Source organism: Paenarthrobacter aromaticivorans (genome assembly GCF_019038615.1).
Classification (GTDB): Bacteria; Actinomycetota; Actinomycetes; order Actinomycetales; family Micrococcaceae; genus Arthrobacter; species Arthrobacter aromaticivorans.
Genome location: NZ_JAHOPC010000001.1, coordinates 194923 through 219401 on the forward strand (window position 1 = coordinate 194923; position 24479 = coordinate 219401).

The window sequence follows — 24479 nt, forward strand, 5'->3', positions numbered from 1 at the left end:
TGAAGCCTGTTGGTGCCGTCACGAACAGCGTCGAGCCGCCACTCACCATGCGACGAGACACGCTTCCGCATTCGAAGGACCATCCAACACATGAAGAATCAGCTCCATCTAAAGTCCGCCTCCCTGGTGGCCGCACTACTGGCTGTTGTGGTGACAGCCTTCGGACTCGCCTGGTCGGCAGGGCCAGCGAATGCTGCCGTGATCCCGGGCGCGGCGGTCACCATCAGCACGGATTCAGTGGTCACGAACCAATGGGACCAAGTAGACCTGACCTGTCAGTGGTCCGTTCCTGACAACTCGCAGCCCGGCGATACCTTCAACCTGCAGCTGCCGCCGGAACTTCGCTGGTTTGGTGCCGCGTCATTTGATCTAGACAACGCCGACGGCGTAACGGTCGCCAAAGCGGCAGCCAACGATGCCGGACAAGTGGTCTTCACCTTGACCGACTTCGTGGCGGACTATCCCAACAACGTGGGTGGGACGTGTAATTTCAGCACGCAATATGCTGTGCAGCCGGGCACCGGCGAAACGACGGAAGTGAACTTCACCGTGGGGTCCACAGTGGTACGCGTGCCTGTCCATGTCGACGGTCCATGCACCCAGGACTGCGATCCCGCTGCCCCTACTTCGGCGGGCAAGTCCATGTGGTGGGCCGACGCTCCGCAAACTGAACTTGAATCCATCTTTTACATGCCTCCAATGCCCTCAGAATCAAACGACGTCGTTGTGACGGACACGCCCGCCGCTGGCATGGAAATCGATTGCGACCACATCACTCCGCGCGTCGGCAGGGTTGTCAACAGCTCCGGAAACATCACCGAGCCAATGGACAACGAGCTATACCCCGCAAATGTCGAGTGCACTCCCCAAGAAGCAACTGTGCGGTGGACGGGCCTGCCCAGGGGTGAACGGGTAGAGCTCTTCGTCGTCACCAAAGTGACGGACAGGAAGCTGGACGTCTACACCAACAGCGGAACCGTAAATATTGCGGGTGAAGAAACCCCTGTCGGTGCCGAAACGCGGCGAACCCGTGCTGACGGAACAGGCGACGGAACGGCAAGCCCCACGGCAACACCCACACCGACGCCGAGCCCAAGCACCGGAACACCCACGGCCACAGCAACGCCCACACCCACACCCACACCCACACCCAGCACAGCAACACCCACACCCAGCCCGAGCACCAGCACAGCAACACCCACACCCACACCCACACCCAGCACAGCAACACCCACACCCAGCCCGAGCACCAGCACCACAAGCCCGGTACTCGTAGCCACGGACGAGCCGACTCAGCCCGCAGAGGTTCCGGGACCAGAGCGGCTTGCTACCACGGGCGCTCAAAGCCCGGTGTTCGTCTTCGCAGCCGCTGCACTTTTGGCGTTGGGATCGTTGCTGGGTTTCCTGGGTGTCCGGCGGTCGGCTCGTCGTCAGCACTAAATAGCAAAAGGCCGAGTCCGATGGCACCGACATCCCAATAGCCACGCAAGAATGCAAGACAAGACCGCGAGGACTCACAGGCTCCACCGCGAATGGCGCTCCAAGCGAACGATGGGCCGTGCACACGATGCGCGGCCCATCGTTGTACTCCTCCGGAAGCACGCTCGGGGTTGCGCGCTCGGGGTTGCACGCTTCCGGGAATGCACCGGTGCGGCGCATAGTTGAGGAGATTGCAAAGCCGCCAACCGCGGCTCACACCTGCCGAGGAGAACCATGAGCTCGCCCACCACTGCAACAGACGCCCAGCTTGCCCGTTGGGAGCGGTTCCGTGCGTCACGGAATGCAGCACTGGCCTCGGATCACGGCTGGCTGACGCTGACGTCGTTTCAGTGGCTCGAGTCGGAGCCGGCAGATGTCGAGTTTGCCCCGGGACTGTGGTCAACGGATGGCACGACTGCAACCCTCACGGCCACCACTGCGGACGGCCTGACCCTCGTTGAGACCGGCGAGAGCGTTGATGGCACAGTGACGGCGACCTTGCAGGATGAAGAGTCCCTCATGTGGGTGCAGTACGGCGGTGCCGACGGGAAGCAGGTGGTGGTGGAGCTTGCGATGCGGGCGGACAAGTATGCCATCCGGACCAGGGACGCGGGCTCGCCCGTTTTTACGGACTTCGCTGGGGTTCCCACCTACGATTACAACCCGGACTGGGTGATTCAGGGTCGGTTCGAACCCTATGACCAGCCCGTGGATGTACCTATCGGAACGGCCAACCCTTTGGTGGACGGCGTTCATCGTTCGGTCGGGGAGGTGGTGTTCCGGGTTCCTGGCGTTGCCCATGAAGTCCGCCTCCATGCTGAGGAAGAGAAGCTCGGCGCCTTGAACGTGACCTTCCATGATGAGACCAACGGCGACACCACGGATGAGTGGAGGAAGGTTTTTATCCCCCGCCCACGCCCGGACGGATCCGTGGTGATCGATTTCAACCGCGCCATCAACTACCCGAGCGCTTTTACCCCTTATGGCACCTGCCCGATGCCGGTCCGCGGAAATTCCATTGATGTCCGCGTTGAGGCTGGCGAAAAGATCCCTCAGGAGTAAAGCGCCTGACTATACGATGGCAGAGACCCCCGTTACTGCCCGGCCCACGATCAATGAGTTGATCTCGTAGGAGCCCTCGTAGGTGAAGATGGCCTCGGCGTCGGCAAAAATCTTGGCGATTTTGTAGTCGGTGACGATGCCGTTCCCGCCCAGGATGGAACGGCCCAAGGCCACGCTTTCACGCATCCGTGCACTGCAGTAGGCCTTTGCGAGAGCCACTTGTGCCATATCGGCACCGCCGTGCAGGGCACCTTGCGCGTCGCGGGAAATGCCCTCTTGGAGTTGGGCGATCCGCACCATCATCCCCATGCTGGCCACGGCGTTGCCGAGCATGTCCACCAGATGCTGCTGGATCAACTGGAACCTGGCAAGGGGTTTACCGAACTGCAGTCGTTCCACCGCATACTGGCGCGCGACGTCGAAGGCTGCCAGCTGTTGGCCTACCGCCTGCCAGGCAACCATGATCCGCGAGCCGCGCAGCAGATGGTTGGTATCGGCAAAACTGCTGATTCCGCCGAAACGGTCTGATTCTGCAACGTGCACGTCTTCGAAGAGGATGTCGGCGTTCTGCACTGTCCGCAGGGCAATCTTGTTCTCGATCCGGCTCCGAGTGATGCCCGGCAACGAGGCGTCCACGATGAATGCCCGGACAGCGCCGTCGCTTTCGTCTTTGGCCCACACCAGCATGTAGTCGCAGAACGTCCCATTGCCGATCCAGCGTTTAGCGCCGTTAATCACCCAGTAGTCACCGCCGTCGGAGGCTGCTCTTGCCACACGCCGGGCTGTTGTCTGCATACCGCCGGCGACATCGGACCCATGCTCTGGTTCGGTGAGCGCGAAGGCCCCTGTGGTACGGAGGTTTGAGGCGTCGTCGAGGTATTTGTCCTGCTGGGCGTCGCTGCCAAAGTCGTAGAGCGAATCAACGAAGAGATCGTGGTGGACCATGAAGAACGTCGCGATGGAGGTGTCTACGCGGGTCATCTCGGCAATGACCAGCCCGGCGAACAGGTGTGTGTAACCGCGCTGGGCCGGGGCACTGAGGCGAAGGGCCGCGAGCTTGGGCAGGATGTGTTCGGGGAACTCGGCTTTGTCCCACCACTGCCCTGCATAGGGGGCGATCTCGGAGGCAAGGAAGGAGCGGAGTTCGTTGAGTTTCCGCTGTTCCTGGACGCTGAGGAGAGACTCGAAGTCGAAGAAGTCGGCCGTGGGGAGGTCGGCCGCTGAGGCCCCCACCTTACCCACCATGCCGGCGGGTACTGGCCCGCCGCTGTAGTCGCCCATCATTTCAGGCCCATACGGATGGCGCCGTCCAGCCTGATTGTCTCGCCGTTCAGCATGGCATTTTCGACGATGTGTGCCGCTAGATTGGCGTATTCGGCGGCGCGCCCTAGCCGGGCAGGGTGGGGAACCTGCTGGCCAAGGGATTCCTGGGCAGCTGGCGGCAACCCAGCCATCATGGGGGTTTCAAAGATCCCGGGCGCAATGGTGGCAACGCGGATCAGGGAGCGGGCGAACTCGCGCGCAAGAGGCAGTGTCATCGCCGCGACAGCACCTTTGGATGCGGCATAGGCGGGCTGGCCGATCTGCCCTTCGAAAGCCGCTACGGACGCCGTGTTGATGACGACTCCGCGCTCCGGTCCGCCCAATTCCGTCGAAACCGGCTCGCTCTCCACCATTGCTGCTACCGCCAGGCGGATGACGTTGAAGGTTCCAACGAGGTTGATCTGGATGACCTTGTTGAAAGTCTCAAGGGGCAGAACGCCATCGCGGCCCAGGACCTTGCCCGGCGTAGCGATGCCGGCGCAGTTAACAACTATTCGCAGGGTTCCCAGTGAAGCCGCGGCATCGACGGCGGCCTGCACCTGGGCTTCGTTGGTTACGTCCGCGGGCACAAAGACGGCCTCGGGATCCGAGCCTCCGCGGGTAGAACCAGTCGCGTTGGCAGAACCAGCAGCGTTCAACTCCGCCGCGTAATCCTCACCGGCAGAATTTGGCAGGTCCACCAGCACCACCGACGCCCCGCCGTCGAACAAGCGTTTGGCGGTTGCCGCGCCCAAGCCTGATGCCCCGCCGGTTACCAGCGCGACAGTGCCCTTGATGTCCATCCATCCTCCTTGATGCAGGCCAGAATCCGTTAATGCATGTTAACTGGAATTGTGATCCAGCGCACCTCGGGCCGCCCGATAGGCTGGTTCAATGCCCACCGAAAGCAACCCCGCCGGCCAGCAACCACCCACAACGGAGGCAGCAGTGTGGGCGATTCGCGCAGACGAGGCCGCCCGTTCCGTCACGCGACTCTTCGGCCGACGGCTGCTTTTCCTCCCAGGCACCCACATCGGCGCCGTCAGCATCCCCTCCCGCGGCATCCGCGGCCTTCTCGGTCCATGGCATTACTGGTGGCAGGCACACTACGTCGACTGCCTGGTGGATACAGGCCGCCGGGAACTGGCCACCAAGAGAAGGTTCGACGGCGACTCCCGCCCGAGCGCGGGACGGCTCGCTTCCCGGCTGGTCACCACCATCCGCCTCCGGAACTTCTTCAGGTTCGTCAACGATTACTACGACGACATGGCTTGGCTCGCACTGTCCACCCTCCGATTGGAAAAGCTGGCCGAGGAGACGCGAAAGCCCGGACGCCGCCGAAATGCCTATATTCGCCGGAAGCTAACCCTCCAATTCGATTCGGCCTCCACGGATGACTTGGGCGGCGGAACATTCTGGAGTACCAAGAGGGACTTCAAGAACACGCCCGCAACGGCCCCGGTTGCCCTGTACTACGCACGAACCGATCACCGTGAGCGGGCCCAAGCCCTGGTGAACTGGCTGAATGGCAAACTCCTTCACCCCGGCCGCGGCCTTTATCTTGATGGACTTCGCATACGGAATGGGGAGATCGTCCTTGAGGACGCGGTCTACACCTACAACCAAGGGCCAATCCTTGGGGCACTCCTGGAACTGGGCGGAGAGGAGAACCTGGACCGCGCCGCCCATCTGATCGAAGCCGTTGCGAGGGAGCTAACGGTGCCGGGCACGCAGGTAATCCATGGCGATGGAACCGGGGATGGGGGCCTCTTTACCGGCATCTTGATCCGGTACCTGGCGCTCGCTGCCCGGGATCAGCGGCTCCAGGATTCCGCCCGTGACATCGCTAAAGTGCTCGTTCTCAGCACAGCCCAGGCCTTCTGGGATGGCCGCAGGGAGTCCAGTGGTGATCCCAAAACTCCGGGCCTTACCTTCTCCCCGAACCCCTTGCGACCGGCGAGTGAAACGTATCCGGCGGGGACCGCCGTCGAGCTCTCCACCCAACTCCAGGCGTGGATGACGCTGGAGGCAGCGGCCACGCTGGAAACTTAGTCCGCAGTAATTACGGCATGCAATAGTTCCGTAATTGTTGTGATCCTCATCACTTAAGCCCTCTTAGCTTTGGAAGCATAGGTTTGCCTAACCTACGCTTTTCTCAGCGGGCTCCTCCAAACCCGTCCCGCTCACACGGACCCAAGCCCCAAACTTGGCACGCTGTTCTTTGTTCGCAGAAAGAAGCCCTTATGAAGCTCTCCAAAAACGCGCTGGCTGGAATCGCCCTGCTCGCTTCCGCCGCCCTTGGCCTCACCGCCTGTGGTTCCAACGCCGGCACTGCTCCCACTGCTTCCGGTTCAGACGCGGCTGCCTCCGGCGACGGCATCACGGTTTACAACGCGCAGCATGAGAGCCTCACCAAGGAATGGGTGGACGCCTTCACCCAGGAAACCGGCATCAAGGTCACCATGCGGCAGGGCTCGGATACCGAACTCTCCAACCAGATCGTCCAGGAAGGCGCTGCTTCTCCGGCAGACGTTTTCCTCACCGAGAACTCCCCTGCGATGGCGCAGGTTGAGAATGCGGGACTGTTTGCCGACGTAGACAAGGCAACCCTGGACCAGGTCCCGGCTGAATTCCGGCCTTCCACGGGCAAGTGGACCGGCATCGCAGCCCGCTCCACGGTCCTTGTGTACGACAAGAACAAGATCAGCGAAGACAAGCTGCCCAAGTCGATGCTGGACTTGGCGAACCCGGAGTGGAAGGGCAAGTGGGCCGCTTCGCCGTCGGGAGCCGACTTCCAGGCGATCGTCGCAGCGCTGCTTGAGCTCAAGGGCGAAGCCGCTACGGAAGAGTGGCTCAAGGGCATGAAGGAAAACTTCAAAGCCTACAAGGGCAACAGCACTGCCATGAAGGCCGTCAACGCCGGTGAAGTGGACGCCGCACTGATCTACCACTATTACTACTACGGCGACCAGGCCAAGACCGGCGAGAACTCCAAGAACGTCACGCCGTACTTCTTCAAGAACCAGGATCCGGGCGCGTTCCTTTCAGTCTCCGGCGGCGGTGTCCTGAAGTCATCCAAGAAGGCAGCCGATGCCCAGGCGTTCCTGAAGTTCATTACCGGGAAGAAGGGCCAGGAAGTCCTGAAGACCGGCACCTCGTTCGAGTACGCCATCGCCTCGCAGGTGGACGCCAATGACAAGCTTGTCCCGATCAAGGACCTGCAGGCACCCACGGTTGACCCGGCCAAGCTGAACTCCACAAAGGTCACCGATCTGATGACCAAGGCAGGACTCCTGTAATTCTGTGACCACTGATCTATCGGCTCCCGACCTCCCACAGTCGCCAGGGAGCACGCCGACGGCGGGCAAGGGCAAGCGCCCTCGCCCGCCATTCGGCGTTTCCACGGTGTCGTTGCTTGCGGTGTTGATCGCCCTGTTTTCCCTGATGCCCCTGGGCTACGTCATCTTCATGACGGCAGCGACAGGCTGGGACACCGCCGTCGCACTTATCGTTCGGCCACGGGTGGGCGAACTGCTGTTGAACACCATCATGCTGATGGTCCTCACGGTGCCGTTGTGCCTCATTCTGGGAGTTGGCGGCGCCTGGCTGGTGGAGCGCACCAAGCTGCGTGGAAACCGGTGGTGGGCGGTTGCCCTGGCTGCACCGCTGGCCATTCCCGCCTTCGTCAACAGCTACGCGTGGGTCTCGGCTGTACCTTCCCTGCAGGGTATCTGGTCCGGCGTCCTGATCGCCACATTGTCCTATTTCCCGCTGGTCTATATCCCCGCGGCGGCCACGCTGGGGCGATTGGATCCGGCGATCGAACAATCTGCCGCATCGCTCGGACTCGGTACCTGGGCCGTGTTCTTCCGGGTAGTGCTCCCGCAGCTTCGTATCGCAATGACCGGCGGCGCGCTGCTGGTGGCGTTGCACCTCCTTGCCGAGTATGGCGCTTTCGCAATGATCCGCTTTGATACCTTCACGACGGCGATCATGGTCCAGTTCCAGTCGACGTTCAACGGCACTGCCGGAAACATGCTGGCCAGTGTCCTGGTCTTCCTTTGTCTGCTTCTTCTCCTTGCTGAAGTCAAGAGCCGAGGCACAGCCCGCTACGCGCGGATTGGCTCAGGCGCCCAAGCGAAAGCAACACGGGCGCCCTTGGGCGGATACCAGGCTCCGGCTCAGCTCGCTTTGCTGGCCCTGACAGCCCTGGCGTTTGGGCTTCCTGTCTGGTTCGTCCTGCGCTGGCTTTCTGCCGGAGGCGCCGAGGTATGGGCCGCCGACGAATTCCTGCCCGCGCTGCTGCAAACCCTCTTGTACGGGGCTGTCGGTGCCGCAGTTACCACGATCGTGGCTTTTCCCATGGCCTACTTGGCAGTCCGGCATCCCAGCTGGTTCAGCAAGATGCTCGAACTGTCCAACTATGTGACCAGCTCCCTGCCCGGCATTGTGGTTGGCCTCGCCTTCGTCACCGTCAGCATCCGCGCAGTCCCCGGCATCTATCAAAGTGCCGGCGTGCTGGTGGCCGCCTATGTCTTGCTCTTCCTTCCCCGCGCACTGGTCAACATCCGCTCCGGGCTGGCCCAGGCACCCAAGGAGCTCGATGAAGCCGCTCAATCCCTTGGCAAAGCTCCGCTGGTGTCCTTCTTCAGGGTGACGCTCCGGCTCACGGCGCCGGCGGCGGCAGGCGGGGCCGCGCTTGTCTTCCTTGCTATCGTCAACGAACTCACGGCCACCCTCCTTCTTTCGCCCAATGGAACCCGCACCCTGGCGACGGAGTTCTGGAGCAAGAGCAGCGAGATCGACTACACAGGTGCTGCACCCTATGCGCTTTTGATGATCGTGCTTTCCGCCCCGATGACCTACCTTCTTTTCCAACAGTCCAAGAAAGTAGCCGGACAGTGACCGAACAATCTCCCTCCAGGCTCCCGTCACCGCGAGTGGCTCCCTCCATTGTGCCCACCACCAACACGCACTTGGACATCGCTGAGGTCACAAAGAACTTCGGTTCCCAGGCTGTCCTGAAGGGGGTCAATCTTTCGGTGGCCAAGGGTGGAACCACGGCCATTGTTGGTCCTTCAGGCTCCGGCAAAACCACACTGCTTCGCTTGATCGCGGGTTTTGAGCATCCAGACACCGGGACCATTGCGCTGAACGGATCAACGGTTGCGGGCAATGGAGTGTGGTTCCCTGCGCACAAACGACAAGTGGGATACGTCGCCCAGGATGGGGCTCTTTTCCCGCATCTGACCGTGGGACAGAACGTCGCTTTTGGTCTGGATTCCGGAAAGCTCGACGGCGGCCGCCGGGCCGTTGCTTCCCGTGTCCAGGAACTGCTCGAAATGGTGTCGCTGGACGCCTCGATGGCGAAGCGACGTCCGCACCAGTTGTCCGGTGGGCAGCAACAGCGCGTCGCCCTGGCACGTGCGCTGGCCCGCGAACCGGAGCTCATGTTGCTGGATGAACCCTTCTCCGCTCTTGACGCCGGGCTCCGTGTAGCTACGCGCCGGGCCGTTGCCAAGGTGCTCAACGCAGCCGGCGTCACCACCATCCTGGTGACGCACGACCAAGCTGAAGCTCTTTCCTTTGCCGACCAGGTGGCCATCATGCGCGGAGGAAAACTGGCACAGATCGGCAACCCCTTTGTGGTCTACACGCGCCCAGCAGACCGCGCGACAGCCGAATTCCTAGGCGACGCAGTAATCCTGGACGCGTGGATGGAAGGATCCCTGGCCACCTGTTCCCTGGGCGGAATTCCGGTCCGCCGGCCACCGGCACAGGGCAAAGTTCAGCTCATGCTCCGCCCCGAGCAGATCCGGATCGCACCCGACGGCCCGATCCGGGGCGTGGTTGTGGACACGGACTACTTCGGTCCCGAGACCACCGTTCGAATACAGCTCTCCGCTTACACCGCGGCTGACGGCGTCTTATCCGGGAATGGCCACCGTTACCCCGGCGGAGGCGAGATCATCACCATCCGGCACTGGAACGCGTCCATCACCAAACCTGGAACTGTGCTTAGCCTGCGCGTGGTGGGCGAGGGTGTGGCGTTCCCGCCCGAGGCATGATTACTTAGGCCCTGACGCTACTTGGGCCCTGACGCCGGGCGTTTCTTCTGAGGGTACGGTGCCTCGTACCGAGCAAGCATCTCCACAAAATCGGCGATCTTGCGCTCCCTCGTGTCTGCCCTCTTGACGAGGTTGGTCCGGTGTATGAGAGCGAAGCGGTTTTGGGACGTCAGGACGTCGAACATGGCCTGCGCCTCGGGAACAGCCGCGATGGCAGCTGCGAGATCATCGGGAACCACTGAATCCGCGGGTCCGGCATAGGCAGCTTCCCATCGCCCGTCGGCTTTGGCAGCGTCCACGGCGGCCCACCCGGCAGCGGTCATCTTCCCTTCCTTGTCCAAGCGGGCAATGTGCCCAACGTTGCGTGCCGACCAGATGCTGCGGCGGCCCCGGGGTGTCATGCGCTGGAAGTAGCTTTCGGCGTCGCGGCTTTTGGATTGGCCGTCGATCCAGCCGAAACAGAGCGCCTCGTCCAACGCGGCGTCGTAGTCCAACTCTGTGACGTTCCCGCGCTTTTTGTGCAGGACCAGCCACACGCCAGGACTGTCAACCGCGTGCTCCTCGAGCCACGCCCGCCACTCGGTGGCATCCTTGACGATCAATTCTTCGAGCTCGATAGGCATGGGTTCATTCTGCTGCAAACCGGACGGCATAGGCTGGAGGACGGAAGCCGAAATGCCAGTGAAGCCGTGCCAGGAGGACCCATGTTGCGAGCCCGCCCCATCCACTTCACCTCACGCCCGGAACAGTGGGCTGAGCTGCTGGAAGCCTTGGGCCTGGTCTCCACCTTTGAGGACAAGGATTGGTTCGAGTTCGACGCCGGCTCCGGTCGCCTTGCGCTGCGTCGCGTACAGCATGACGCAGCGGCGCACGACCCCGCAGGTCCTCAGGATGGCACCACGGTCTTCGGCGTCGAGGTTGGGGGCCTGGAAGAGTTTGCCCGGCGCACGCAGGAAGACGGGACCATCGCAGAGCTCACCGAAGCTTCGCACGGCCAGACGGTTCAGGTCACGGCCCGGGATGGCTTCACATTCCTGGCTGACCCCGCCCAACGAGCCGCGGACGGCACCTGGGCCACGTCGGACAAAGCCGACCCGGCTCTTGCCGTTGTAGCCACCTGGGTGAGTCCCGGCGTCGACGATTCCGCACAGGAGCTTCGCAACATCGGCGCCCGGCCCCGGAGCTCGGATGACGAATCAGCAACCTTCACAACCAAAAACGGCGGAATCCTGCGTGTGATCCACGGTGCGGCTGCGGAGTCCGGCGACCTCGCTTTTGAATACGACGGCGATCTGGACCCTCTGCTGCTCAAACTCCACGAAGCGGGAATCGAGGCGCGGATCAGCGAGGGCGTGCTCTACGTCGCCAACCCTGATGCTGTGGGCGGCTCCGCGCCGGCGTCAATCGTGGTTGAGCGGACGCCGGACGTGCGCAACCAAACATAGCCAGCAGCTTAATGCGGCAGCACCCGGGGGCCCTGCCACCGAACTTCGGCCTGGGATGGGGTAGAACTTAACCATGAGCGTACGTACACCCGACCCGTATCCAGGCTGGCTTTCCGACGAAGACCTCTTCGAAGCCCGCGGCCGTCTTCCCATGGTTTACGTGGAGGCAGTCCCCGTCCGCCTTGATCCGCTCGGGTACGTCAATGAAGTCGGCTCCCTCCTGCAGGGTGACGCCGACGGCAACATGGTGCGCTACCTCGTCTCCGGGCGTGTCCTCTACCGTGAAACCATCCGTGCAGCCCTGCTGCGGCACATGGAAAAAGACCTCGGCCCCCTCGCATTCCCGCAGCTGCCCATCAGCCCTGTTCCCTTCACTGTGGCCGAATACTTCCCCGCGCCGTCCCAGACGGGATTCACCGATGACCGTCAGCACGCAGTGTCGCTGGTCTTCATCATCCCGGTCACTGGGGAATGCGAACCGCGCCAGGACGCCCTGGAACTCACGTGGATGACGCCGCAGGAAGTCCTGAGCGAGGACGTGCAGCAGGAGTTCGAGGGCGGCCGCGGGAACCTGGTGCGCCAGGCGCTGGCTTTCTCCGGCATCGTCCTTTAGCTCGGCATCGTCGTCTAGCTCCGTCGTCGTCCTCTAGCGGGTCCCGACCTCCCTCGGCGGCCGGAGTTTGTAGACTGGACGGCGGACCGCAAGAGAACCAAAGGACTTCCGATGACTCACAGCCCAGCCTCACAGCAATACCGCGAAAAGCAGGCTGGGGACCTGCAACCCGGAGACTTTGTGTTCCTGCCCGGAGACGGGCCCGCCGAGGAAATCGGCACTATCGAGGTCCAGAACGATGATTACGGCGTACCCGCGCTGCTGCTCGTGACAACGGTCGACGGCGCTGCGGTACGGGTCGCTCTGGGGTCCAGTGTGCCCGTGGGGGACGGAGTTTCCGCTGGCTCTGGGGCATCCGACTCTTCCGCAGCTGGTGTTCCGGAATCCGAAGCCGCCACCGGCAACAGCACCTCCGCGGAAGACGACGTGGACCCTGAAGCTGGGCCCGCCGTCGTCGTTCCGCCGCGCCCGGAGACGCCACCCGCACTCACGCCGGTCCCGGAAGAGCTTGCGCTGATCCCCGAGCCGGAGGGGACGCCTGAAGCTGTGGTCCGGGCCGCCGTCGCTAATCACAAGGGCAAGAACGGCGTCCAGGTGCTCGCCGAGAGGCTGGCCAAGGGCATCAACACCAAGTCCGGAAGCTGCCTCCGGGACCTCAGTAATTTGGCGTTCGATCTCTGCATCGTGCTGCGCGACCCGGATAATGCCCTGAGGGTGGCGGATCTCCTGAACGTGCTGCCCTTTGACGGCAACCCCGACCGCTGGGCGTCGATTGAACGCGCGCTGGCACTCTCCAGTTTTATTTGCCGGGAGGGCGGACAAACCGAACGAGCGGCTGTATACGAGAAATTGCTGCGCGCCCATGAGTCAGAGGAAACGGACCCCTTCAAGGCGCGCATCGCCGCCAAGGTCCGCCAGCGCGCACTGAACGAACCGAATCTGTACGACAAGGAAATCTTCCGCGCAATCGACAACGGCAACCATGAAGCTGAGCGGGAATGGCGCTTCCTTCGCCTGGAATCGCTGCTGTTCCTGCGGGCCCACGGTGGATCCGAAACCCTGGGAGAAGAGGAATTGGGCCGTCGGATCGGCATCGAACTGGATGCAGTGCGCGCCTGAACATTTCAAGACCTGTTTTATGGACGCGAACGGCGGTAGATTCGGGGCCATGACGAACAATCTGAGCGTTGTGGTTAATGCCGACGCGCAGCAGGTTTGGACAATGCTGCGCGAACCCTCGCTGGTGGCTCAATGGCACGGGTGGGAAGCCGATGACCTCGCCGACGAAATCAAACAGATCTACTTCCATCCCGATGTGGTGGAAAATCCCGATCACACCAAGCTGACCGTCCATGGCGGGGATGAATTTGAACTCCACCCCGTTTCCGGCGGCACCGAAGTCAAGGTCACGCGCTCAGCGCTGGACCACGATTCCGAGTGGGCTGAGTGGGACGAGGACATCACCCAAGGGTGGCTCACGTTCCTGCAACAACTCCGCTTCGCCCTTGAGCGGCACCCGCACGGACAACGGCGAACGCACTTCGTGTCTCTTCCCGGCAGTGGTGGTCCGGCCATCGAGAAGCTGGGGCTGGGCGATCTCCCGCCAGTCGGAGATGACTACTCCCTCACACTTGGCACCGGCGAGAAAATCTCCGGCCGCGTGTGGTTCAAGAGTCGGCACCAAGTGGGCCTTACCGTACACAGCTACGCGGAGCACGGCGATGGGCTGCTAATCGTGGCGGAGCAGCTGCCGATTCCGGAGAAAAGGCCCGACGGCGGCTCCATGGTGATTGCCTCCACGTACGAGTTGGGGGCTCACACCTTGGCGGACATCCGGTCGTCGTGGGACAACTGGAAGGCTGAGAACTACAGCTCCTAGGCGGGCTCCGCAGGTTACCCGCGGTAAAGCTGGCACACTTGGTAGCGTGCCAGCTTCCGCTTTCCTGCCCTCGTCCTCTCCGTCCACTGCCTTGCCGGGTACTTCTTCACGGGCATCCGGGTTCTCCTTTTCGGTGGGCCAACGCCTGACTGAAACGTGCTCGCCGTCGGACGCGTTGGTCGACGCCAATGGCGGCACTTTCCTGGGCCGAACCGGAACTATCACCACGCCGCACGGAACCATCCAGACGCCCGCGTTTATCGCCGTCGGGACCAAAGCGACGGTCAAGGCCGTGCTGCCCGAGTCCATTGCCGGGCTGGGTGCGCAGGCAGTGCTCGCCAACGCCTACCATCTATACCTGCAGCCGGGTCCGGAGATTCTCGACGCCGCCGGCGGGCTGGGCGCTTTCATGAATTGGTCCGGGCCGACGTTCACGGATTCAGGTGGATTCCAGGTCATGAGCCTGGGCTCGGGCTTCAAGAAGGTCATCGACATGAAGAATGTGGACACGTCGGGGCCCGATGACGCGGTGGCACCTGGCAAGGAACGGCTGGCACACATTGATGACGACGGCGTGTGGTTCAAGTCGCACCTCAACGGGGACCGGCACCGCTTCTCCCCCGAGATCTCCATGCAGGTCCAGCATCAGATCGGCGCTGACATTATGTTCGCGTTCGACGAGCTGACAACCTTGCAGAACTCCCGGGCGTACCAGGAGGAGTCGCTGGAGCGGACGCGTTTGTGGGCACTGCGGTGTTTGGAAGAACATGCCCGTTTGACTTCCGCCCGCGTCGGGAAGCCGTACCAGGCGCTGTTCGGCGTGATCCAGGGTGCGCAATACGAGGACCTGCGCCGAAAGGCCTGCCGGGACCTCGGGGCCATGCCGTTTGATGGATACGGGATCGGCGGCGCATTGGAGAAGGAGAACCTGGGCACCATCGTGCGGTGGTGCAATGAGGAACTTCCCGAGGACAAGCCACGGCACCTGCTGGGCATTTCCGAGCCGGACGACATCTTTACGGCAATCGAGAATGGGGCCGACACTTTCGACTGCGTGTCACCCACCCGCGTGGCCCGGAATTCCGCGTTCTATACGCCCTCCGGTCGGTTCAACCTGTCCGGTGCCCGCTATAAGGCCGATTTCGGACCGCTGCAGGATGACTGCGACTGTTACACCTGCGGAAACTATTCGCGTGCGTACATCCACCACCTCTACAAGGCGAAGGAGATGGTCTCGGCGACACTGATCTCCATCCACAATGAGCGTTTCGTGGTGAAGATGGTGGACGACGCGCGGTTGGCCATCGAGTCCGGGGATTTCTTCGAGTTCAAGGCGGAGACGCTGGGCCGGTACTACACGAAAGGCAGGGCGTCGTAGCTTAGTACGGCTAGGCCGCGACTACCCCGTAGCTCGGCTCGCGCTTCTTGATCCAGCCAACAACCATTACGGTGACAGGCACGAACAGGAACTCCACGCCGGTCTTGTAGAGGAAGCCCACCAAGACGTAGTTGGCGAACATTCCAAAGTCCGTGATGCCAATGACCGAGGCTGCGATGCTGCAGAAAATCAGGGTGTCCACGAATTCACCCACCACGGAGGAACCCATAAGGCGCGCCCAAAGGGTCTTTTCACCGGTGCGTGCCTTCATCTTCACCAGGATCCAGGAGTTGATGGTCTGTCCGGCGAGGAAAGCCAGCAGCGAGGCAAGGACGATCTGCGGCACGGGTCCAAGCGCCCCCTCGATTGCTGCCTGCTTCGCGGTTCCATATTCGTCGTCGAAGCCGGGCAGCGCGATGATCACCCAGTAGCAAAGCGAGGCGAACACCGAGAGCGCGAACGACGTGACGATGGCTTTGCGGGCAACCTTGAAGCCATAGACCTCGCTCATTACGTCGCCCAGGATGTAGGCCAGCGGGAACAGGAAGAACCCGCCATCTGTGATGATGGGGCCGAGTACCACTCCTTTGGAAGCGCCAATGTTGGACAGGATCAGCACCACGGCCATGATGGCCAACATGATGCCGAAGTATGGGGAGCCGATCGACGCGAAGCGGGGTGCGGGCTTGCTCAATGTGCTGGAGCCAGAGGGCGAGGTCATGGGTCATCCATTTCGTAGTGGTTCGCGCAGGCGCCCGTGAAGCACGGCGCCCCGCTGTATTAGCACTGTGGTTGGTGAGGCATTCAGCCCGACACCGGTTTTATTGTCCCATCCCCGGATGCTCTCTCACATCCCGACGCGATTCGCCCTTCCCTCTCTCACATAACCGAGGGCTTTTCTGGATTCTCGCTCACATAATCCCCCTGATTGGCGAATGCTCGTTCACATCACTCGATCACGCCAATGGTCCTGAGTGGCGACAATGGAAGTCGAAGTATCGGGGAACCCTGTCCGAGTAGTCAGCGTAGGACTGGCCGAATTCCCGCCGAAGCATCTTCTCTTCCCACAACGTGCCAAAGTGTTCCACCAGGATTCCAGCGGGCAAAGTAGCGAGCGTCCAGGGAGAACCTCTAAAGATCCCCACGCCCGAGTGGATCAGCCACCACCCGAGGTACATCGGATGGCGGCTGGCGGCATAGGGACCGGTGGTGACCAGACCCTCGGGGCGCTCCAACGAAAAGGTGCCGGTCGTTTGGCGCCGACGTTCCGCCACGGCCCACGCGGTAAAACCAACCCCTGCCAGAGCCAAGCCGAGGCCGACGGTTCTGCGCACGGTCCCGGGCGCTTGAACAGGAGCAGGATGCAGACGGTCAAGGGCCGCATCCAGCACCAAGCCAACCACTTGGCCCGGTGGCAATGGGGTGGTCCGGTAGAGGCTCCCCAAAGCGCGCACTGTCCGGTCGATCGACCCGAGAACGGAGGCCATGCCTGAAGACTAATCGCACCTGGCCCCCGTCCACCAGCCACTCATTTGCGCTGAACGGGACAGCTCGAAATCTCGCGCACAGGCTTCGGAGCAAGCGGCCATGTGAGAGAACATTGCCCAAAACCGGCGATGATCTGCGAGAGGAACGCCCAAAACCGGCGATGATCTGCGAGAGGAACGCCCGAAACCTAAGGAAGTGTTAGGAAATCGCTTCCGGCGTTGGCTGTGCCCTGTATCACCAATAGTTTGGATTATGTCCTCTTCACCCATGGAGGACCTTTCTTAGTCGACGAAGAGCCATGCGCAAGGACGCCATGAGCACGAGCTTCATGGACAGAACGAACTCATGCAAGACACGGCCGCGGCAAAACGCTGCCGTCCAGGAAGGTTCATTGATGAGCACCCAACAAGTTGCGCCCCTCAGCGAGGCCGCGCAGACACGCAAGGCCGTGAGTAACATCCTCAAAGGCTCCGCGGGCAACCTCGTGGAGTGGTTCGATCTCTACGTCTATACGGTTTTCGCGGCGTATTTCCAGTCGCACTTTTTCAACTCCTCTGACGATCTGCAGGCTGGCCTTGAAGCGATGGCGGTCTTCTCGACGTCGTTCCTCATGCGTCCCATCGGCAGCTGGTTCTTCGGCCGTTACGCCGACCGCAAGGGCCGCAAGGCCGCTCTGACCCTCAGCGTGACCATGATGTCGGCCGGTTCGTTTGCCATTGCGCTCCTGCCAACCCAGGACGTGATTGGGCTCTGGGCACTGATCCTGCTGGTCTTTATCCGCGTCGTGCAGGGCTTCTCGGTGGGCGGCGAATACGGTACCAGCGCCACCTATATGTCCGAGGCTGCCACTGCCAAGCGCCGCGGTTTCTTCTCCAGCTTCCAGTACGTAACGCTCATTGGCGGGCAGATGCTGGCCCTCCTGGTGCTGGTGATCCTGCAGAACACCATGGGCAAGGAAGACCTGACGGCCTGGGGCTGGCGAATTCCTTTCGCGATTGGTGGCGTCGCTGCGTTGGTTGTCCTCTGGCTTCGCCGGTCCATGGAAGAAACGCTTTCCGCCGATCAGCTCCGCGCCGCGCACGTGAAGGTTGAAGGCGAGGCACAGCCGGGGACCATGAAACTGCTGTTCACCAAGCACTGGAAGCCGCTGCTCATCTGCATTGGTATCACGCTCGGTGGCACCGTGGCGTTCTACACGTACACCAACTTCATCCTGAAGTTCATGAACGATACGTCCGGAATCGCCAAGACCGATACCTCCGTCATCAACTTCTGGGCATTGTTCATCTTCATGTTGCTCCAGCCGGTCTATGGCTTGATTTCGGACAAGATCGGCCGCAAGCCGCTGCTGATTTGGTTCGGCGTTACGGGTGTACTGTTCACATGGCCGTTGCTCTCCACGCTGTCCGGAACCAAGGATCCGTTTATGGCGTTCCTGCTCATGCTGGGCGGCCTGCTCATGGTTGGCGGCTACACCTCCATCAATGCGCTGGTGAAGGCTGAGCTGTTCCCGGCATCGATCCGGGCCCTGGGTGTCGGCCTGGGATATGCGATCGCGAACTCGCTGTTCGGCGGCACGGTTCCGCTGATTGGCGCCGCTCTGCAGAAGGCCGGGCAGGTGGACATGTTCTTCACCTATGTGACTGCCGCGATCTTCATCTCGCTGCTTGTATACATCTTCGCGTTGAAGAACAAGAAAGCGACGCACTTGGACGCCGAGCAGGGAAGCGCCTTCGCCGCGAAGGGCTCTGCCTCGCACGAAGCCGACGAGGACAAGAAGGACCTGGCCAACGCCTAAAACCTGCTGTGCCAGCGCCTAGAACGGCTGGCTTGTGAGGCCCGCTCTGCGCCCTTTGGACACTCCGAGGGGCGCAGAACGGGCCTCACAACGTTAAGCTCGAGTAGCGAACCAGCCCACCAGCCCACCAGCCCACCAGCCCACCCCAAAGGATCACACAGTGCACGTGCTCATCGTCGAGGATGACGACGCCATGGCGTCGGCCTTGAGCGCTGCCGTTGCATCCGCCGGCCACAAAGCTACAAGGGTGTCCCGTGGCGAAGACGCACTCCTTGGGCATCGGCACCACGAAGTGATCCTGCTCGATCTCGGACTGCCGGACCTGGACGGGTTGGATGTCCTACGGAAACTGCGCCAGGTAACCCAGGTCCCCATCCTGATCCTGACGGCGCGCGACGACGAGCGCAGTGTGGTCCTGGGCCTTCGATCCGGGGCCGACGACTATCTGGTCAAGCCTGTGAAGCTCGTGGAATTGCTGGCCAGGATCGAAGCGGTGACACGCCGGACCAACCGTGCTGGGCAGGCTGCACCGCACAGCATCGTGGTGGGAAACGTCAGCGTGGACCTCGACCGCCGGAAAGCAGCTGTTGGCGAAAGGGAACTCTCCCTGACCGCAACAGAGTTCGAACTCCTCAGCCTCCTGGCAAGGCACGCAGGATCCGTAGTGACAAGGGAACAGATCCTCGATGCCCTCTGGGGTGACGCTTTCCTCGCAAATTCCCGGTCCTTGGATGTGCACCTCACGGGCCTGCGGTCCAAGCTCCAACTTCCCGGCTTCATCATCAACGTCCGCGGGGTCGGTTACCGCGTCGAGCAGCCGTGAAAATCCGTGTCCTGGCCATCCTGAGCGTGATCTCAGTGCTCATAGTGGTCACCGTGTCCAGCGTGATCCTGACATCGGCCGGCAGGGAGCTCACCCAGGAACTCCAGATCAACCGCGTCACGTCATTGAACCGGTTTGCCCAGCTCGCCAATGACGCTTCATCGGACAATGACACCACCCAGCTGCAACGCGAAATGGATCGCTATTCCGAGCTCTACGGCGAGGGCATCCTGGTCCGGCTCCAGCAGCAGACAGTGCGCTCAGGGGACCTGAGCGAGGACCGCGCCGAAGTCCGTGATGCCCTGAACCGGGCCAGCTTGAACCTCAGCGACACCACGCTCAGCCCGATCAGGCCCTTCGGATCCGGCACGGAGGTTATCTCGAGGTCCTTCGGCACAGCCAGCCAGGTGCTCGGGGAGGCGGTCCTTGAAGTTAATCCCGAAGCGGCCCGGGAGAAGCTACGGGAGCGGTGGCTCGTCGTCGGGCTTGCGGCGGTTGCGCTCGGCGCGCTCCTCCTGTTGGCAGCGGCCCGCATCACCGGCTGGGTCCTGCGGCCGGTCCATCGGCTGAGCCTCGCCGTCCACGAACTTGAGACGACGGGCAAGACGAGCCACCTTCCCGACGCCGGTCCGCCCGAGTTGCGGGAGCTGAGCCGCTCGTTCACCGCAATGGCCAACACAGTGACCGAGAGCATCGATTCGCAGCGCCAACTGATCGCCGACACCTCGCACGAACTACGGAACCCGGTGGGTGCCTTGCGGCTCCGGATCGATCTGCTGCAACTGGCGCTGAAGTCGGAGCCCGAGAAAGCCGCCGCGGCAGGCGTGGTTGCTGAGCTTGAGCGTGTGGAGGCAATTCTCGACGGCGTGCTGAAGCTGGCGACGGCGGAACACCGCGCTTTCGAGGGATCGACGCGCGCGGACCAAGAAGCAGAACACAAACACCATTCGGTGATCGACCCGTTCCCAATCCTGCAAGGAGAGGTGGAGCGGGCGATGCCGGCTGCTGAACGCGCGGGTTCCGTGATCACGCTCGCGCAGCCGGAGCAACCGCTCCACCTCGCGTGCAATCCGGACGAATTGGCACACATGGTGGGTGAACTTCTGACCAACGCCATCAAGTACGCCCCTGGCTCCCGGATCACGGTGGCAACGAACCAGACAGAAGGAGGGCTCGCCGTCGAGGTTTCCGACGACGGTCCCGGGCTTTCCGCCGAGCAGCGCACCGCCTCCACAACACGGTTTTGGCGGGCGCCGCAGCACAGCAAGATCTCCGGGAACGGCTTGGGCATGACGATCGTGGATCGACTGGCGCAGGCGAATGACGCTGAGCTTGTGCTGGAAGGAAGACAGCCACACGGATTGACGGCAAGACTTGAATTCCGGCAGCCGTCAGGAGGCAAGGATGGATAGCCGGATCATGCCAAGGCGGGCTGCGCTCAGGGCCGGTCTGTCAGTTGGATTGGCGGGCCTTTTGCTGCCGGTATCGACCGCTTGCACTCCTGACGAGAAGCTGCAAAGGCTGACGGTCGCCGGCGGTGAACCCGGTGGCTTCTACCTGGAGTTCGCAACGTTGTTCGCGGAGTTGCTCCAACGCGAGGGTGTGGCGCAAACCGCCGTTCCGCTGACCACCGGCGGAAGCCTGGAGAACATCCGGCGGGTGTTGTCAGGTGAGGCGACGTTCGCCGTCGCCCTTGCGGATGCAGCTGCCCAGGCTGCGGCCACCCCGCAGCCCGGCGGGAATCTTGTGGCGCTCGGAAAGGTGTACCAAAACTACGTCCACTGCATCGTGCGGGAGGATAGCGGTCTTCGCTCCTTCGCCGATCTCGCCGGGATGACGGCCGGTGTTGGCGAGGTGGGCTCCGGAACATCGTTGACCGTTCCCCGCATCATCTCCGCAGCCCCGGCTGACATGGGCCTCAAGCAAGTGAATCTCGGGCTGAACCAGGGGCTCGCAGCCCTCCGGGACGGCTCCATTGATGCCCTCTTCTGGTCTGGCGGCGTGCCAACCGCTGCCATCGCGTCCACTGCCAATGAGGTTGGTCTCCGGTTGATCGACTTGTCCGAGCACATCAAGGCCATGCGCGAGCAGTATGGCGTTTTCTACGATCGCGTCCTGATCCCCGCCAAGAGCTACGGGGACGCAGCTGCCACGTGGACCGTGGGCGTGGCCAACCTGCTCCTTTGCCGCAGCGACCTTGCCGATCACGTGGTTTCGGAGACCGTGGAACTGCTAGTGGAACGGGCCCAGGAGCTGGTCCCGAAGACGAGCACGGGCGTGCAGTTCCTCAGCCCCGAGACCCTCATCAACACCGCTGGCGTGCCCCTTCACCCAGCCGCCAAGGCAACGTACCGCCGCCTGCACGGCTAAGGCTGCTGCCAGAATCTGCCGGCAGCGAGGCAACTGGCAAGATGGAAGGCATGACTTCAGCCGTTGCCCCTGCCATTGCCCTGACCATCGCCGGCTCCGAAGCGACCGGCGGCGCCGGCGCGCAGGCCGACCTCAAAACCTTCCAGGAACTGGGAGTTTTCGGCATCGCGAACCTCACGTGCATCGTTTCCTTCGACCCACTGGACAACTGGAACCACCGCTTCGTGCCAGTGGACCAGCAGGTTATTGCTGACCAGTTGGAAGCCACGACGGCGGCCTACGGTCCCGTTTCCGGCGCACCATCTGCCCTGGACACCGTGAAGATCGGCATGCTCGGCAGCCCGGCAACCATCAGCACGGTGGAGAAGGCGTTGGCCGATGGCTCATTCGCGAACGTGGTCCTTGACCCGGTCCTGATCTGCAAGGGACAGGAGCCCGGCCACGCCTTGGACACCGACCAGGCCTTGAAAGCGCAGATCCTGCCGCTGGCCACCTTCGTCACCCCCAACCACTTTGAGGCTGAGTCCCTGTCCGGGCTGACCATCAATGACGAAGAGTCATTGAAGGACGCTGCCATCCGCATCCATGAGATCAGCGGCGCAGTAGTCCTCGCCAAAGGTGGGGTGCGGCTGGAAGGCCCTGACGCCGTCGACGTTTACTACGACGGCGAAACGCTGGAAGTCCTGCGCAGTCCCAAGGTTGGCGACGTCGCTGTGTCCGGTGCCGGCTGCTCCCTGGCCGCGGCGGTGACCGCTGAGTTGGCCAAGGGCGCCACGCCACTGGAAGCTGCCCGCACCGCCAAGGCGTTCGTGACGGCCGGGATCAAGAACCGGGTATCCTCGGGCGCTCCGTTTGATGCCCTGTGGCAGGGCGGGTCCCGCTAGACGGTTTCCCTTAGCGCGAGACCTTGCCCATGAGCGAGGCGACCGGGCGCAGGAACAGCGGGCGAGCCAAGAACCAAGCGGCCGCCGTAAAGACGATTGAGGCAGCGAAAATGCCGAAACCCCACCAGCTGTAGTCGTTGTTCGAGGCGTACATGTGGTTCAGGTTGTTCAGCGCACCGGTGGCCAGCACCAAGGTGACGTGGACGATCACGAACGCCACGAAGTAGATCATCACCGGGAAGTGGATCTGGCGGGCGAGTTCGATCGGGTAGAACTTGTTGACCGCGGCCTTTTTCGGCCACGCACCGGACATCCGAAGACCGGTGATGATGGCCAGCGGGGCGGCGATGAAGACGGTGACAAAGTAGGTCAGCAGCTGCAGGCTGTTGTAGTTGTTCCAGCCGTTCTCAATGGGCCAGTTCAGCGAGGCGTACTGCAGCGCTGCGGACAACGCGTTGGGGAAGACGTCCCAGTTGGTGGGGATGATCCGCAGCCACTGGCCGGTAGCAAACAGCAGGACGATGAAGATGATGCCGTTCAACACCCACAAGGCATCCAGCGTGAGGTGGAACCAGAGATCCAGGCTGATCTTGGACGGCGCATTCTTGGTCTTGATGAAGCCCTTGTTGTTCCGGGTCCAGTAAGCCGGCGGCCTTGTGGTGGTCCGGACCTGCCAGCCGGAGCGGATGATCAGAACCAGGAAGAACATGTTGAGGAAGTGCTGCCAGCCGAGCCATGCCGGGAAGCCTGTGGGGGTGCCCTCGGGGATCGCTGAGTGTCCAGGGTAGTCCACCAGGAACTGTTGAACGGGTTGCAGCGTCCGGAGCCACTGGGCGATGAGCACCAGTACCAACGCCACCACCAACGCTACGGAGGTAACGACGACGGGTTTGAACCACCTGTTCGACGTGATCCCGGACGACTTGCTTGAAACGGACATCAGGCCGCGTTCCTCTCTGGCTTTGTTTGGCGTGCGACCAGTTGGCGCTCTCTCATAGCGATTCAACCAGTTGCAGCGCGACGGTAAAAACGGCACCCGGGTTTCGGGGCGTTTGACGTCAAAAATCGCAGCATTCGGGTACATACCGCAACACATATTTCTAGAACAAGCTTCTAAGATTGTTTCCTTTAGTTGATTCATGGTCAAGGGGTTTGAATGCTTTAAGTCGGGGCTTGGTGAAGGTACGATTCCAGAAAGAACCCCGACGACACTCCGGCAAACTGCATGTCGCGGCGAAGGGAGCATCCTTGGTTCGTAAAACATCCAACGCCGCAGTCCATTCCGGCTCGTGGCAATGGAGCCGGACAGCCGCCACCCGAAGAAACCTCCTGGATGCGGCCAGGGAAGTTTTCTGCGAACACGGCTTCACCGATGCCAGCATTTCGGACGTCGTAGCCCGTTCCGGCTCAAGCGTCGGCAGCCTGTATCACCACTTCGGGGGCAAGACCGAACTGTTCCTGGCCATCTGGGATGATTATCAAAACGAGCATGAAAGGCTCGTCGCCGCGGCTGTAGCAAAGGCCAAGAAGTCAGGCGAGAACGATCCGTTGGCACTGTTCAACGTGGGCAGCCGCAGCTACTTCGACTACACCTGGACGCACCGCGCATTGGAGCGGGTGTTCATCGAGGGCGACACTCCCCCGGGGTTCGAGGTACTTCGGCGTGAACGTGGACGCGAGTGGGTTCGGCAAAACTCCGTGCTGCTGGGCGCCAGCGATGACACTCTGGGCAAGCTCACGGTCGCGGTCATCACGGACATCATTACTCTCGCCGGACACGAGGTCGCCTTGAGTTCGTCCAAACGGCAGGCGGACGACGTCGTTGAGGCTGCGGCAGTGCTGGGGGGGCGGCTGGTTCAATAGCCAACGCTCTCTCACATCCAACCCCCT

23 protein-coding genes are annotated in these 24479 nt (G+C 62.1%); 17 read left to right on the forward strand and 6 right to left on the reverse strand.

The window, feature by feature from the left end; all coding sequences use genetic code 11:
• The first annotated feature begins 90 nt into the window (after positions 1-90).
• Positions 91-1440, forward strand: coding sequence for an Ig-like domain-containing protein (locus KSW38_RS00905; RefSeq protein WP_216921613.1), 1350 nt, complete (start codon positions 91-93; stop codon positions 1438-1440).
• Between the two features lie 273 nt (positions 1441-1713).
• Entirely contained in the window at positions 1714-2541 is an 828-nt protein-coding gene (locus KSW38_RS00910) for a DUF1684 domain-containing protein (protein ID WP_216921616.1), read from the forward strand.
• A 9-nt stretch (positions 2542-2550) separates the two neighbouring features.
• Here the strand turns inward: KSW38_RS00910 and KSW38_RS00915 are convergent, their stop codons facing one another.
• Both KSW38_RS00915 and KSW38_RS00920 read right to left on the reverse strand, forming a co-directional pair.
• Entirely contained in the window at positions 2551-3822 is a 1272-nt protein-coding gene (locus KSW38_RS00915; RefSeq protein ID WP_428982352.1) for an acyl-CoA dehydrogenase family protein, read from the reverse strand.
• A complete protein-coding gene (locus tag KSW38_RS00920) occupies positions 3822-4646 on the reverse strand; it encodes an SDR family NAD(P)-dependent oxidoreductase (RefSeq protein ID WP_216921619.1) in 825 nt (274 codons plus the stop codon). Before KSW38_RS00920 ends, KSW38_RS00915 begins: the two co-directional genes overlap by 1 nt.
• A 91-nt stretch (positions 4647-4737) precedes the next feature.
• Between KSW38_RS00920 and KSW38_RS00925 the strand changes: the two genes are divergently transcribed.
• The 4 genes from KSW38_RS00925 to KSW38_RS00940 all read left to right on the forward strand — a co-directional run bounded on the left by KSW38_RS00925 (position 4738) and on the right by KSW38_RS00940 (position 9911).
• Positions 4738-5895, forward strand: a complete 1158-nt coding sequence (locus tag KSW38_RS00925) for a glycoside hydrolase family 76 protein (RefSeq protein WP_216921622.1) — start codon at positions 4738-4740, stop codon at positions 5893-5895.
• Between the two features lie 191 nt (positions 5896-6086).
• Complete coding sequence (locus KSW38_RS00930; RefSeq protein WP_216921625.1) at positions 6087-7142, forward strand: iron ABC transporter substrate-binding protein; 1056 nt, start codon at positions 6087-6089, stop codon at positions 7140-7142.
• Positions 7143-7146: 4 nt separating this feature from the next.
• Positions 7147-8748 (forward strand): ABC transporter permease, encoded by a 1602-nt coding sequence (locus tag KSW38_RS00935; protein WP_216921628.1) that lies wholly within the window; start codon positions 7147-7149, stop codon positions 8746-8748.
• Positions 8745-9911, forward strand: coding sequence for an ABC transporter ATP-binding protein (locus tag KSW38_RS00940; protein WP_216921631.1), 1167 nt, complete (start codon positions 8745-8747; stop codon positions 9909-9911). Before KSW38_RS00935 ends, KSW38_RS00940 begins: the two co-directional genes overlap by 4 nt.
• Positions 9912-9928: 17 nt before the next feature.
• Here the strand turns inward: KSW38_RS00940 and KSW38_RS00945 are convergent, their stop codons facing one another.
• Positions 9929-10534 carry a YdeI/OmpD-associated family protein gene (locus tag KSW38_RS00945; RefSeq protein ID WP_216921633.1) on the reverse strand — a complete coding sequence of 202 codons (606 nt, stop codon included), beginning with the start codon at positions 10532-10534 and terminating at the stop codon, positions 9929-9931.
• Positions 10535-10615: 81 nt separating this feature from the next.
• Between KSW38_RS00945 and KSW38_RS00950 the strand changes: the two genes are divergently transcribed.
• The 5 genes from KSW38_RS00950 to tgt all read left to right on the forward strand — a co-directional run bounded on the left by KSW38_RS00950 (position 10616) and on the right by tgt (position 15226).
• Positions 10616-11356, forward strand: coding sequence for a hypothetical protein (locus KSW38_RS00950; RefSeq protein ID WP_216921636.1), 741 nt, complete (start codon positions 10616-10618; stop codon positions 11354-11356).
• A gap of 73 nt (positions 11357-11429) precedes the next feature.
• Entirely contained in the window at positions 11430-11969 is a 540-nt protein-coding gene (locus tag KSW38_RS00955) for an NUDIX hydrolase family protein (protein ID WP_216921639.1), read from the forward strand.
• 111 nt (positions 11970-12080) lie between these two features.
• Complete coding sequence (locus tag KSW38_RS00960) at positions 12081-13088, forward strand: DUF6707 family protein (protein WP_216921642.1); 1008 nt, start codon at positions 12081-12083, stop codon at positions 13086-13088.
• Positions 13089-13137: 49 nt separating this feature from the next.
• Positions 13138-13848 (forward strand): SRPBCC family protein, encoded by a 711-nt coding sequence (locus KSW38_RS00965; RefSeq protein ID WP_216921645.1) that lies wholly within the window; start codon positions 13138-13140, stop codon positions 13846-13848.
• A 46-nt stretch (positions 13849-13894) separates the two neighbouring features.
• Positions 13895-15226, forward strand: a complete 1332-nt coding sequence (gene tgt / locus KSW38_RS00970) for a tRNA guanosine(34) transglycosylase Tgt (RefSeq protein ID WP_216921648.1) — start codon at positions 13895-13897, stop codon at positions 15224-15226.
• Between the two features lie 10 nt (positions 15227-15236).
• Here tgt and KSW38_RS00975 read toward each other — a convergent pair whose 3' ends face one another.
• Entirely contained in the window at positions 15237-15947 is a 711-nt protein-coding gene (locus tag KSW38_RS00975; RefSeq protein WP_216921651.1) for a queuosine precursor transporter, read from the reverse strand.
• A gap of 235 nt (positions 15948-16182) precedes the next feature.
• Positions 16183-16713: a methyltransferase family protein gene (locus tag KSW38_RS00980; protein ID WP_216921654.1), complete on the reverse strand. Its 531-nt coding sequence runs from the start codon at positions 16711-16713 to the stop codon at positions 16183-16185.
• 395 nt (positions 16714-17108) lie between these two features.
• Here KSW38_RS00980 and KSW38_RS00985 point away from each other — a divergent pair, with 395 nt between their 5' ends.
• The 5 genes from KSW38_RS00985 (at position 17109) to KSW38_RS01005 (ending at position 22589) form a co-directional block, all read left to right on the forward strand.
• Positions 17109-18512 carry an MFS transporter gene (locus KSW38_RS00985; protein ID WP_216921657.1) on the forward strand — a complete coding sequence of 468 codons (1404 nt, stop codon included), beginning with the start codon at positions 17109-17111 and terminating at the stop codon, positions 18510-18512.
• Positions 18513-18672: 160 nt separating this feature from the next.
• Positions 18673-19335, forward strand: a complete 663-nt coding sequence (locus tag KSW38_RS00990) for a response regulator transcription factor (protein WP_216921659.1) — start codon at positions 18673-18675, stop codon at positions 19333-19335.
• Entirely contained in the window at positions 19332-20747 is a 1416-nt protein-coding gene (locus tag KSW38_RS00995; protein WP_216921662.1) for a sensor histidine kinase, read from the forward strand. The genes KSW38_RS00990 and KSW38_RS00995 overlap by 4 nt, the downstream gene beginning before the upstream one ends.
• Complete coding sequence (locus tag KSW38_RS01000) at positions 20740-21705, forward strand: TAXI family TRAP transporter solute-binding subunit (protein ID WP_216921665.1); 966 nt, start codon at positions 20740-20742, stop codon at positions 21703-21705. The genes KSW38_RS00995 and KSW38_RS01000 overlap by 8 nt, the downstream gene beginning before the upstream one ends.
• A gap of 50 nt (positions 21706-21755) precedes the next feature.
• On the forward strand, positions 21756-22589 hold the full coding sequence (locus KSW38_RS01005; protein ID WP_428982336.1) for a hydroxymethylpyrimidine/phosphomethylpyrimidine kinase: 834 nt from the start codon (positions 21756-21758) through the stop codon (positions 22587-22589).
• 10 nt (positions 22590-22599) lie between these two features.
• Here KSW38_RS01005 and KSW38_RS01010 read toward each other — a convergent pair whose 3' ends face one another.
• Positions 22600-23529: a cytochrome b/b6 domain-containing protein gene (locus tag KSW38_RS01010; RefSeq protein ID WP_216921671.1), complete on the reverse strand. Its 930-nt coding sequence runs from the start codon at positions 23527-23529 to the stop codon at positions 22600-22602.
• Positions 23530-23837: 308 nt separating this feature from the next.
• Between KSW38_RS01010 and KSW38_RS01015 the strand changes: the two genes are divergently transcribed.
• Complete coding sequence (locus tag KSW38_RS01015; RefSeq protein WP_216921674.1) at positions 23838-24452, forward strand: TetR/AcrR family transcriptional regulator; 615 nt, start codon at positions 23838-23840, stop codon at positions 24450-24452.
• Positions 24453-24479: the final 27 nt, after the last annotated feature.